The organism is Rhizobium sp. P2_G2, from assembly GCF_056403555.1.
The window spans coordinates 1-12,157 of record NZ_JBFUFF010000012.1 but is presented as its reverse complement, the minus strand read 5'-3'; the positions used below and the strand labels follow the sequence as shown (position 1 = coordinate 12,157).

General features: G+C 57.5%; 9 protein-coding genes and 1 pseudogene. 5 read left to right on the top strand and 5 right to left on the bottom strand.

All coding sequences use genetic code 11. The features are described from left to right. Window positions 1-82 precede the first annotated feature (82 nt). The 3 genes and pseudogenes from AC1D06_RS11980 to AC1D06_RS11970 all read right to left on the bottom strand — a co-directional run bounded on the left by AC1D06_RS11980 (window position 83) and on the right by AC1D06_RS11970 (window position 2,247). The gene (locus AC1D06_RS11980) at window positions 83-478 is read right to left on the bottom strand and encodes a Rap1a/Tai family immunity protein (RefSeq protein ID WP_477879150.1); all 396 of its coding nucleotides are present in this window, start codon (window positions 476-478) and stop codon (window positions 83-85) included. Window positions 479-668: 190 nt separating this feature from the next. Next, a pseudogene (locus tag AC1D06_RS11975) lies at window positions 669-842 on the bottom strand (DUF2312 domain-containing protein); the annotation flags it as partial. Between the two features lie 844 nt (window positions 843-1,686). Further along, window positions 1,687-2,247 (bottom strand): helix-turn-helix domain-containing protein, encoded by a 561-nt coding sequence (locus tag AC1D06_RS11970; RefSeq protein WP_477986382.1) that lies wholly within the window; start codon window positions 2,245-2,247, stop codon window positions 1,687-1,689. Here AC1D06_RS11970 and AC1D06_RS11965 point away from each other — a divergent pair. From AC1D06_RS11965 to AC1D06_RS11945, 5 genes are all read left to right on the top strand, one after another. Continuing rightward, a complete protein-coding gene (locus AC1D06_RS11965) occupies window positions 2,236-2,580 on the top strand; it encodes a DUF6634 family protein (protein ID WP_477986381.1) in 345 nt (114 codons plus the stop codon). The two genes, AC1D06_RS11970 and AC1D06_RS11965, sit on opposite strands and share 12 nt — an antisense overlap. A gap of 7 nt (window positions 2,581-2,587) precedes the next feature. Further along, a complete protein-coding gene (locus AC1D06_RS11960) occupies window positions 2,588-4,522 on the top strand; it encodes an AAA family ATPase (RefSeq protein ID WP_477986380.1) in 1,935 nt (644 codons plus the stop codon). Between the two features lie 2 nt (window positions 4,523-4,524). After that, window positions 4,525-5,295, top strand: coding sequence for a metallophosphoesterase (locus AC1D06_RS11955; RefSeq protein ID WP_477986379.1), 771 nt, complete (start codon window positions 4,525-4,527; stop codon window positions 5,293-5,295). A gap of 316 nt (window positions 5,296-5,611) precedes the next feature. Beyond that, complete coding sequence (locus AC1D06_RS11950) at window positions 5,612-6,799, top strand: SIR2 family protein (RefSeq protein WP_477986378.1); 1,188 nt, start codon at window positions 5,612-5,614, stop codon at window positions 6,797-6,799. After that, entirely contained in the window at window positions 6,796-9,423 is a 2,628-nt protein-coding gene (locus AC1D06_RS11945; RefSeq protein WP_477986377.1) for a hypothetical protein, read from the top strand. The genes AC1D06_RS11950 and AC1D06_RS11945 overlap by 4 nt, the downstream gene beginning before the upstream one ends. Window positions 9,424-9,485: 62 nt before the next feature. Here AC1D06_RS11945 and AC1D06_RS11940 read toward each other — a convergent pair whose 3' ends face one another. Both AC1D06_RS11940 and AC1D06_RS11935 read right to left on the bottom strand, forming a co-directional pair. Continuing rightward, on the bottom strand, window positions 9,486-11,351 hold the full coding sequence (locus AC1D06_RS11940; protein WP_477986376.1) for a restriction endonuclease: 1,866 nt from the start codon (window positions 11,349-11,351) through the stop codon (window positions 9,486-9,488). Between the two features lie 292 nt (window positions 11,352-11,643). Further along, window positions 11,644-12,157, bottom strand: a 514-nt coding sequence (locus AC1D06_RS11935) for a helix-turn-helix domain-containing protein (RefSeq protein WP_477986374.1), incomplete at its 5' end; no start/stop codon positions are given.

Sequence of the window (12,157 nt, the reverse complement as noted above, 5' to 3'; positions counted from 1 at the left end):
GAAACCGCCGGAGAAATTCGGCGGTTTTGTTTTGCGCGGGTATTGGCGTTTGGCGGCAGCGCAGCCGAAAATTGTCCTGCGATCAGCGCTTGCAGCGCCAGGCTTGGCTCAGCGCCGCCGAGATCAGTTCCGCCGAGCCGAGTTTGCGCTTGCCGGTATTGCGTTCGACATAGTTGCAGATGATGTTCTGCATCTGGCCGAGATCGGCATCGTCAGGCACACAGATGCCTTCGGTGGTTTTCTGCAGATAGGTCAGAATGAGCTTCTTGGCCTGCGGCGACTTCTCCTGTTCGAAGCCTTTGGCCAGCAGATCGGTATCGCGGCCCCATTTGTCGATCCAGCCCGCCAGATAGCCGAGCAGGAGCGGGCTGTCGTCGGTGCAGAGTTTCTTGATCGTGTCGCCAGCGTAGAAATCGGCGGAAGCGGGAAGTGGTAGTGCAAGAGCCAAGACGATAGCGGCCAACCCGGTTCGATGCATTTCCCTTCCCTCTGTTCCCCTGGCGCGAAAGCGCTACCCGGCAACATAGGTTCAAATCGCGGCGGCTGGCAATCCCATGAATTGCGAGGCGAAGTTATTCATTTGCGCCTGTGGGATCGCTGATAAACAGCGGACAAAAGAAAACCGCCGGATTGGGTCCGGCGGTTGTTCAAACAGACGACGGGAGGGCTTACTCCTCCGGCGGCGCTTCCACCATGCCGAGCGCGATCATGTAGGTTTCCAGGATCGCCTCCTGTTCCAGCCGTTCGTCCCTGTCCTGCTTGCGGATCGAGATGATCTTGCGCAGGATCTTGGTGTCGAAGCCGGTGCCCTTGGCCTCGCCGTAGACGTCCTTGATGTCGTCGTTTTCACACATTCTGAAAGTAAGAGGGATTTTCCGACCGATTCTATATAGCCTCCTTGTGTACACTACATTGCGTAGCGTGGCCATCCGGGATCGCTGGTCGGGGTTGCAGGCCCGGATGGCCATGCGCTATGTATAGGCTTCTTTTGAGGCACTGATCTTATGTAAGGGGCGTGCAACGCAACGTCAGGTAGCCGCGGAAAATTTGATTGCGCATGGAAAGGGATACAACCTAAAATTATCTCCTATTTCGGCCATCGAAGTATTGCATCGATGATGATATCTTCTGCCCCTCGCATACCGCCTACGTGGACTGTAGCCGTTACGACTTCGCAAAGGATCAGTGCCTTGATCTCAAACGACGCACCTAGGCATGTTCCGATACTGCATCGGGTTCCCGAGGACCCTTTAGGCTACGATACGAACGATGCCGACTGGATGTTGAAAATGGCCAAGCATGCGATGTCCGGCGAGGACAGAGACGCGGTCCAGTCCGAAGTGGAGGCGGCATGCGCCGATGGGGAATGCAGGAGAAGCCTGTGAACGTGTTGCCTGCGACCGACTCAGGCTCTACCGGTCCCGACACAGCCACATGATTGGCGCTTGTGGGTTCGCGCGTGATCCCGCTCAACGAGATGGCGCATGCGGGACGTTCCCCGCCCCGATACGTTAGAAGCCATGGTAGAGGAACGCTGTCACACGAAGGGCCCAGCTTAGCGCCGGACAGCTTGCCGTTGACAGCATTACAGTTCATGGCCGGCTGGATTTCGGGCGAAAACAAAAAAGCCTCCGCCTCCAGGCGAATTCCGTTGTCTTCTGAATTGATTGCAGTCCCAATCTGTTGCTAGTTCGGAGCTCCGTCATCCTTGAGGTTGGCGTCCTCGGCCCTCCGGAGTTCAGAACCTTTCTTGCTAACAACTGGGACCACGGGCGCTTCGCGGAAGCGAACACCTTCGCCGCCCTGGGTGTCCTCATCCTGAAATGCGATACCGTACTCCTCGAATTTCTCCTGCAATCGTTGTCGCATCGCGATCTGGCGTGCGTCGTCTTGGTTCTCCAGCTTGTCGATGGTTTGACGGGCGACACCTAGTTTTTGGGCGAGTTCCGCCCGCGTCCAGCCCAGGAGACTTCGCGCTGCACGAAGTTGTGCTGACGAGGCATATCTCGGCATTCGTTTAACCCATTGATCGACGTCGTTGACGCGACATGACAAGGCCAGCCGGGGTCTGTCAAAAGACATAAAATCCGCTATAAAAAATAGCGTAATGCTATTATTAGTTAACAAATCGCTAATTACGCGATAACGATCGTTTTCAAGACCCCAATTGATTCGCGGGTTCACCGCAAAGAAGTCAAAACCCGACGCGGCATCCGCTAAACAACGGAGACACATGTGAGTGAGCATCCACCCGAGCTTCCTCTCGTTTCACCGCGAGCAAACGAGCGCGCAGTGCTGGCCAGTCGTCTCGAGGCGATCGCTGCAGACCTGCGCCGATTGAACGACCCTGGATGCGCCCTACCTGTGCCGCCTGTCGAAATCTCCAATTGGTCACTCTCGGCGACACCCGTCCTGACGATAACTGGTTTTGCGCAGGATCATCCGACACTGGGTTCGAAGGTGATCGACACATCTCAGGTCTATTACATCAACATCGAAGACCGACTTGTGCGGACATTGTCTCGTTGGTACCGCTTGGGCGCTCCCATGGCGGACGCCCCATCCTCGTCAGAGCATTGAGGTGGCCATGAGAAATCGAATTGGGCTGAAACACATCGGCACTCTACCTCAAGCCTTGGCTCATTGCTCGATCGTGCGAGCCTTGCGTCACTTCATCAAATCAGACGCCGCCTTTGTTGCATGTCTCGTTGTTGAAGACTCAGCACAGGTGGGCATCTACGAGAACGTCGCGGAGGCTCTTCTGCTTCGACGGGACCCCACACGAATCCGCCGAGCCGACGACAAGTCAAGCGTGACGACCTTCGAGGGAGGCAAGGTCATAGACGCCAACATTCGTGGCAACCTGCAGTCCTATCGCCGCGCCATCCTGATATTCGACGGCGAGACACCTGTTCCGCCCACTCTGCGCGCCGGCTGCGAAGTCTTCCATGTTTTCGGCAAACCCGACAATTCGCTCGTGCAGTCAGCAATTTCGACTTTCTACAGAGGTGGTGTCGATGCGGCCGATACCGAGCTGATTGCACAAGCCGACTGGAAAGACCTCACCATTCTCTTTCGTCAGGGCAGATCAATACAGCAGTCGGTCTCCCGTCTGAAATCGTTGGAGAAGTCGATCCCCGACGGCAGTGACATCGGTCAAGCAGTTCCATCGACTGCCGGGCGTGAACTGGAATCGCTTCGTGGATATGGGGAAGCGAGCCGCTTCGGCCTGGAGCTAGCGCAAGACATCGCCGACTTTCAGGCCGGCAAAATCGAATGGAACGACGTCGAGCGTGGCGTCCTTCTGGTCGGGCCGCCGGGTACGGGCAAGACAAGCTACGCGACAAGGTTGGCGCGTGCCTGCGGAGTGCCTCTCGTATCAGGCTCCTATTCGGAATGGCAGTCGCATGGGCATCAGGGTGACATGTTGAAGGCCATGCGCAAGTGCTTCCGTGAAGCAGTCAATCAATCACCGTGCATATTGCTCATCGATGAATTCGGAGCCTTCACCACCAGGGGCACCGGCTCGGATCACTCACAATACATGATCGGCCCGATCAATGGTTTGCTCGAACTGCTCGATGGCGTCCATGATCGCGAGGGTGTCGTCGTGGTCGCCACGGCAAACAGCATCGAAGACATCGACAAGGCATTGTTGCGCGCGGGCCGCATAGACACCCATATCGAGGTAGAATTGCCGGATGACGACGCTCGTTGCTACATCCTGGAGGGCTATCTCGCCTGGAAGCTGCCGGTGGACAAACGCGAGGAGATCGCTTCGAGAACACAAGGTCTGTCCGGCGCGGACCTGGAGCTTATGGCCAAGCGGGTGCGCCGCCACATTCGCTCAACGAGGCAGCCGATGGGTGTCGATGCGATCCTCACCTGTTTGCCGAAGTTGATCTCAGTTCCGCAAGGCAAGCTCGTCACGGCTGCCGTTCATGAAAGCGGCCATGCATTGGTGGCGCTCGCCCAAGGCCGCGCTGTCCGTTCCATTCAACTCGTGGATCGATTGCCGGAGGGCGTAGATGCGGCGTCCATCGGCAGGGTCGAGGTCGAAAGAGACGACACGCTCCGCCATACGGGCGGCGCAATCCTCGAAGAGATCAGGATCACGCTCGCAGGAATGGCCGCCGAGCGCGAAGTCTTCGGCGAACACGACTATGGGGCCGGCGGCACCGAAGGCTCCGACCTCGTGAGGGCGACTTTCCTGGCGACCCAGTTCGAGGGCGTCTACGGAATGGGTGAAACAATGGTCTCGGAACCAATCGGAGACAGGAATGCCTTGAACCGGATTCGCCAGAACTTCGTGATTTGGCGGCGCATCGACGACCTCTTGAGAGCCCAGTTGGACCTGACGTCCAAGATCGTCGCCGAACACGCCGCCTTGATCCGTGCACTCTCTGACAAGTTGCTGGCCGCGAAGTCTATGTCGGGAGATGAAGTCGTGGAGTTCCTCAGTTCGCACGGTTGGAGGTTCGGGTCCGATCCCGGCGTAAGTGCCGTTGGCTCTACGAGGTGACGATGAAGCTCTGGATTTTCTCCGACCTCCATCTTGCTTTCGCGGGCGTGGAGACTCCAATCCGCATTCCCGCCGCGGACGTCTGTGTCGTACCCGGCGACATCCACGTGAAAGGACCAGACCGAAGCGTGYGATGGCTTGCCGAGAACGTCGCCGGACACATGCCTGTGGTCTTCGTTTGTGGAAACCATGAGTTTTATCATTCGTCCTTGCAGGACGGGCTCGCTGCCGGAAGGGCGGCCGCCGCACCGGAGCCGAACATCCACTTGCTCGAGAACGATGCGATCGAGATCAGTGGAGTGAGGTTTGCGGGATGCACCCTCTGGACGGACTTCGAGTTGATGGGACATCGGCCATTTGCGATGCAGTATGCGGAGATGACGCTAAGCGACTACCACGAGATCAGGCTGAMCGGTCGATCAGGTCGCCGGATACGCGCAACAAATACAGTTCGCATGCATCGTGACAGCAGACGCTTCATCGCGGATTTCCTGGGGCAATCTGACCTCGGCCCCGCAGTCGTCGTTTCACATCATGCTCCTTCCAGGCGGTCGATCTCCCACCACTACGCCACGGACCTCCTGTCCTCCGCTTTCGCCTCCGACATGGACGCACTGATAGTTGAACGCGGTCCAGCGCTCTGGGTTCATGGGCACCTTCACCAACGCCAGAACTACATGCTCGGAAATACTCGAGTTCTTTGCAATCCTCGTGGGTATCCCGATGAGGAGGGATTCCGAGATTTTGATTTTTCTATGGTTGTGGAAATCTGATAAGTTTGGTCCGCGCGGGAAAAGCGGCCGTTTGCGCGAAGGAGGGAAATGCACATGTCAGTATCTTGGTTGTCTTGATATCGTTCGTTTGCTGGACTTCGACGGCGGCGCTGTCGTTGCAGAACATCGGCGAGCAGCGGGTGGATTTCCTCCCACGCTGAACCTTTGGGGTGTGAGCAATGTCTAAAGCGCTTAGGTTCCGCTGCGGCTCCAGGCTACCGCCTGCAATTCGGTTGTGCTGCAGACTGTCTCTATTAAGCTGGCCGGGGTGATGCCGAGTCGCAGAACAGGCATCCAGCGCATCAGGATTTCAGCATTGGATCAGGACGTCAGCCTCGGGACCGGTCTACCAAGATTGCCGGAAGAATTGCTCGTCGCCCGCGATCGCGGCGACGTGCTGTTCATCGTCGGCGCTGGCGCATCCTATCCGGCTCCGTCCAAGCTTCCCGGATTCAAAGGACTGGTCCAGGACATCTACAAGCTCATCGATCCGACGATGACCAACGCCATCGAGGAAGTGCAGAAGAATGGAGGACTCACTTGGGATAAGGTCCCCGATGTCCTCAACGAACAGCAGCGTACCGAACTCAAGTTCTTCAGCCAAGGGGAATTCGATGTCGTCCTGGGAATGCTGGAGCGCCGGATCGACGTCGATTTGTCGCTGGAGAGTTCTGTCCGGAGAGCTGCCCGCGAGGTCTTGGAGCAAACCGTAGAACCCAATGCGGTGCATCGAGCGCTCGTCAGACTAGGCCAGCGTTACGGTCGGACCCTGCTCGTCACGACGAACTTCGATCGACTGCTGTCCAGGGCCGCGACGTCAATCCGGTTTCCGGCCACCGCATTGGCCTTGGGTCAAATGCCGAATCCCAGCCGCAGCAAGGAATTCCAAGGCATCCTCCACATGCATGGGATGCTGCCGCTCGGCAAAGAGGCGGGATCGTCGGTTATCCTCACGGATCAAGACTTCGGTGACGCCTATCTCCGCAGGCACAGCGCCACGGCATTTCTTTATGACGCGGCGCGTATCTTCAACTTGGTCCTTGTGGGCTATAGCGCGAGTGACTCACCCGTAAGGTACCTGCTCAACGCGATCGCCAGCGATGAACGGCACTTCAAAGACATCAAGAAGAGGTACGCTTTCATCGGCTGCAAGCCAGACGACAAGCGCCTTCCCGTAGAGTGGGCGTCGCGAGGCATCACGCCGATACCCTACGACCCGGCCAACGACCACAAGCTGCTGGAAGACGTCTTGGTGGCTTGGTCCGAGGTGATACCGGAAAAGAGCAATCAAAAACGTCTCAGGGCCAGGATTGCCCAAATAGCTGAACTCGACCCTGACACGCCATCCGGCGACGACGCCAAGCCCTTCTTCCGGTACATCCTCGCCCGCTCGACGGAACTCGAGCGCGATGAGATTGTCAAACGCCTGGGCCGAGCAAAGGCATCGCCCAAATGGCTGACTTTCATTGACGAGCAGCTCCGCACGGAAGGAAGGCGGCCATGAGACGTCGTCGCGGTGTTGCCGACCACGCGGGTCGCAATATTTGGCTCTTCGCTCCGGGTCGGCTCAACGATCCAGCCATGTTGGAGTGGGCGATATCGCTGGACGCGACCAAATCTTCCGAGCGCCACGCCCTGCGAAACCTCGCGGAGGCGAAAGAAGGGGTAATCCGGGCTGGATTTAAGCAAGCCTGGGAATGGGTCTTTGAACACTGGGACAGACCCGACGCCGAAAACAGTCTCGACCGTCTGATGCTGAAACAGCAATTCAAAAGCCAGTCAAATCCGCGGGAGCTCGTTCGGTTGGTTGCGGACGCCGTGCGACCTTGGCTCGACGTGAAGAAGCGAAGCGCGGTGGATTCCATCTTCGGTTCTTCCAAAAAAACAACGCCGAAGTCGGCACGCGATCTCTTCTACGCCTCGGTTTCGAGCGGCGAAATCCTCAAGCCGGAAGACATCAGCCTGAGTCAGGTGACGGACTTGAACCTTCTCAAGGAATTGGCCGCCACGCTGACGGCCTGCGTGATTTCCGGGCTCAACCTCGCGGCCTCGATCAGAGAGATAACGGCGCGCTTCGATTACACCGACTCCCTCGTCAGGCGGGTTTACTTCGTTCCGGCGGCGCAGCAACCGTCGGGTGGGAGCGAGCCCGACATCCGTGGTCGCGGTCTCGCTCCATCAGCGAAGCTTCTGAACGCGGTCGTCGCGCGAATCTTGACCTTGGATGCCAAGGCGGCAAAACGCATCGTGTCTTCGTGGGACGTCGACACATGGCGTCTCTTCCGAAGAATGTGGGCCGCTGCGGCACGGAGCGACGCCCTCGCATCTGGCGAGGATGTGGAGAGATTTCTTCTTTCGTTGTCCGCGGAAGAGTTCTGGGTCTACCACTCATGTCCGGAGATGGCCGAGCTTCGCGCGCTGAGGTGGTCCGACGTGGGCCCGAAAGCGCAGCAAGCCTTGGAACGGCGGATACGCCGCGGTCGGCCCCGCTCACTCTTCTCGTCGAGCATGAAGCCCGAGATGATGGAGACCGCGGTTCGCCGCACGGCCGTGGTTGAACTCTTGCGGATCAGATCAAGCGGCGGCGAACTCAGTGAGGCGACCAGCAATTGGCTCGCCGAACAAGTCGGTCTGTTGCCAATGGCTCCCGTGGTGGAAGCCGCTACCTTCGGCTTCGATCCCGGCGTCATCGTAACGCATGGGACGCCCGATCCAGTGAGCGCTCCGGCCGACGAAGGGATTGACCCTCTGGCGGTCATGCGTTCCGCCATCGGCGCTGACTATTGGGACGACGCCAGCAAGGTCGCGCGCGCCATGGTGGCGAAGGACCCTGGCGCGGCTTATTCAGCACTGATTGCCACGCCGTTGGCAAAAGAAGAGAGCGCTCCTCTCTGGGAGATGTTGGCGAGGTTCTTCCGCGCGTCCGAGAGCGAAGAGCAGAAAGGATACAGGGAACGGTTCGAACCTGTGGCGGAGGCCATGTGCTCGTCGATCGCTGCCCTCCCGGAAGAAACGTTAGTCGGGGCCTTAGGTGCTCTGACCGCGTGGCTTAACCAGTGGGCCGCCACCATCAAGCCGAACACCGTGGTGGATACTTGGCTGAGATTATGGCCTTTAGCGGCGATTGAAACCGACCGAATAGACCCGACGATCGACAGCTTCGAAAACGACGTCCACGGCTCGGCGGTCTCAGACCTCATTCATGCGCTCTTCCGGATTTGCCCTGACAACCCCAAACCAGGAGCGTTCAGGAAGTCGCCACGCTTCTCGAAGGTTCTCGATGAGATTACGAAGGCGAATGGAACCTCGCGGCTCGTGGTCGTCTATCTCATGGCCCAGAACATAGGGTATTTCTACCCTGTCGAGCCAAAGTGGACGATGTCCAATGTCATCGAACCGCTGCGCGACGCGATTGGCGTTGCCCTTCAAACGTGGGCGGGTTTGGCCTTTGCTCGGTCGCTTCCGGCGGAAGTCATGGAGTTCCTGGGACCTGGACTGGTGGCGGTCATCAACGGAGGCGCGCTCAAGGACCATTCTGAAAGCAATCTGGTTGATCTCGCCTTCCTGTCCATTCTTTTCGATAGAGACCTGGGCCGAAACGGACCCATCCCCACCGTCCTAGGTCAGCAGATGCTAAGAATGGGCGACGATGGGGTGCGTGTGCAGGCTGTGGACACCATGAGACAGTTTCTCTTGGACGGCGGTGTCGCCGCGGTCGATCGGAGGTTCGAGGTCGTCAGAGCCACGTTCACGGACCTCTGGCCGAAGGAGCATTCTTTACGATCACGTCGGGTATCCGACGCGCTAGCCGCATTGCCCGCGGCCGCTAAATCGCATTTCGCGGCCATGGAGGCCGTGATCTCGACGCACCTCACTCCTTTCGATTGCTGGTCACTCTGGGAGTATGGCGTGCTCGGCGACGATGGCGACGAGAGGGCGATCAAGTGGGTCGAAACGAAGGGCGACGCGGAGGCCTTCCTCGATTTGCTCGACAGAACAGTCGGGGACGAGGAAGCCGCCGTCGTTCCACACGGGCTCGATTCGGCGCTCGTCCACATCGCGTTGAAGTCCAAGAAGCTCGAGTCCGATCCACGCTACCGCCGACTCCTGACGCTCGCGCGCCGATAGGCGAATGGCCGAGCCAAGCAACGATGTCTGATATGGAAATGTAGTTCTCAGGCGTCCGCCACTTACTCAGCTTTGGCAAGCAGTTTCAGGTTCTCCTGAACGCGCGCCCACTGGTAAGGGCTGTCCTCGCGAGTCCAAACCTTTAGAGCTGCGCGAAAAGCAGTTGCGCTTTCGGCAAGCTTAGCATGATCGCCTTCCGCAACCGCGATTTCGCGAAGCAGATTTCCGAGATTGTTCTGAGCCGATGCCCATTCTTGTTGATGGTTCTCAGGGGTAAGCACCCTCAGAGCGGCTTGGTAAGCCGTCACGGCCTCGTTTCGCAGGTCATTATCACTGTGCAAGTGATTTAGCCGTACCAAAGCATTGCCTAAGTTCACTTGAGCCATTGCCCATTCCCGTGGCGAACGTCGTTCGGTGAACACGGCGACTACCGTATTCAATAAAGCAACCGCTTCTTCCAGGTCGTGAGTGTGGTGTCGTTTTTCACCTAACAGTTTCAAACAAAGGGCTAGGTTAAGCCCCGCCGTTGCCCATTGGTCGGGGAAACGGTCACGATTGAGAAGCGTTAGCGCGCCGCGTGCCGCATCGGCTCCTTTTTGCACCAAACGCATGTCTGCCTTCCGCTCGCCGAAGATGCGAAGGGCGTTGGAAAGGTTGGTCTGGGTGGCAGCCCAGGCCCCGGGTGAACGCTTGTAAAAGCTCCTCGATGCGATTTGGAGATGTTTTGTAGCTTCAGCCAGTGTTAAGGTGCCGAGTTCCCGCTGTCCAAGAAACAATTGGGAACTCCCTATCCACAGATGAGCTTCCGCATGTTGATCCGGCCCTTTTGCCAGAGCCAACAATTCAAGTGCGATCTCGATAGCTAATCGAATTTCAATGCTTGCTGAGCTACTTTGACCCCGGGTCAAATACTCTTCGTGGTAATCTCCTAGAATGGCGAAGACGTCGTCTCGCCCACTAGCCCTGAGCGAAGCCTTCTTAACGATTTTCGCAACCGCGTTTTTTACTTCTCCTCGCAACAGGTCCTGAGCAATGCCGGCGTCCAGCAATTTGACCCCGACCGCAACTGACAAATTGCGTCGCTTTATTTCCGCCTCTTCCCAACGGCTAAACTCTGTACTAGCAACTATTTCCGCTTCGTCATAGAGGCCCTTGGCCGCCAAGTCAGCCATTCGCTCCAATACTTCGCCAACAAATGCCGAAGTGCTGCCTCCCCTGCGTGCTTCAAATTGAAATTCGATCGCGATGTCGACCGCACGAGCGAGCTCACGGAATGCTTGTTCGACATCCTGGACATCCGCAGCGAAACGACGAGCAAGTTCGATGAGAGCGCTAGGTTCGACGCCCACATCATAAGCGCGTCTCGTGCTTCCGTTAGCCTCAAGACGGTGAAGCATTAGCTCTAAGCGCCGAACCCGTTCGTTAGTGTCTGCGTCTATTTCCGCGCTAGACCCCTGTGTGTCGATGAGAGCCTCTTTAACCACCTCCTTGAGGACAGTTGTACTTTGGCCCCAAAGGCTCGGGTGTGATCTCTCTATGTCTGGAAACTTTTTCAATAAATCATTGAGGTCGCTTGGCCCGAAAATATCCCCGGGTCCCAAAAGGGACGACCCGATAATTTCGGCCAGTGATTTCTTGTTATTGGGAGTCAGCGGTGTCGATGTGGCCAAGATATATCGCTGCGCCCGCAGCTTATCTATCTTGTGGCGTTCTTTCTTGAGGTTTGTTTTTAGAGCCGAAAGTCCAGAGCGAAAATAATGCTTCGCCTGGAAAATGATCGTACCCTCTTCGGAGACATAACGACCATCAATTCCGTCATCCCTGCCTTCGGCGAACCCTTCAAGTCTCACACCTATCTCTCGGGAAACCAGCTGTCTGGCTAGCTCCTGAAAATCAAAGGGCGATAAAGTTGCGAAATCGTAGGTCATGTATTGGCCCATTCCAGCAATCTGGCAGTCATGATTTTCTCATTCTCGTCGCAACTGAACTTCGACTCTCCAGCCGCAACAAACACCGGTAACAGGTCAGAGAGATACTCGCCACCACGAGAAGCTCGCTTTGGTTGGCCTGACGGGTTGTCAACAACTGGATTGAAGTAGATTCTCTGCCGAAGGAAAGTGTGACCATCTTTCGCAGATGATCGGTCGTTTAACACCAGCAACCGGCCTGGGAATTTGTCGTCTAAGGAAGCAAATCCCGCGGGTTTCTTGGTGACTATCCCTAGGCAGTGCGCCGGACATCGATCCGGCGTTGGGCGGAAGCCATAGGGCGTTGGAAGGCGGGGTTCATGTTGGCCGCGTTCTCGATCTCGCCCGACCTTGTCTTGCTCGCGACCTGGCGGCTCTCCTGAGGCGGGACGCCGTAATAGGCTCGGTACGTCTTCGAGAAATGCGCCGCCGACACGAAGCCACAGCGTGCCGCCACGTCGACGATCGAGGTACGCGACCTGATGAGCAGCAGGTGGGCCTTCTCAAGCCGCATCATTCGGTAGAATGTGGATGGGGTATGCCCGAGGTCGCGTCGGAACAGCCTTTCGAGTCGACGACGCGAAAGACCCGCAGCCGTGGCCACCTGGTCGAGGTTTATGGGTTCCTCAAGATTTTCCGCCATGCGCTCGATAGCGCGTATCAGCTTCGCGTTCGTGACCCCGTGGCGGCTTTGCAATGGGATGCGCTGGGTTTCGCCTGGCCCGCGCTGACGTTCGGTCACCATCACCTCGCAAACACGGCTTGCG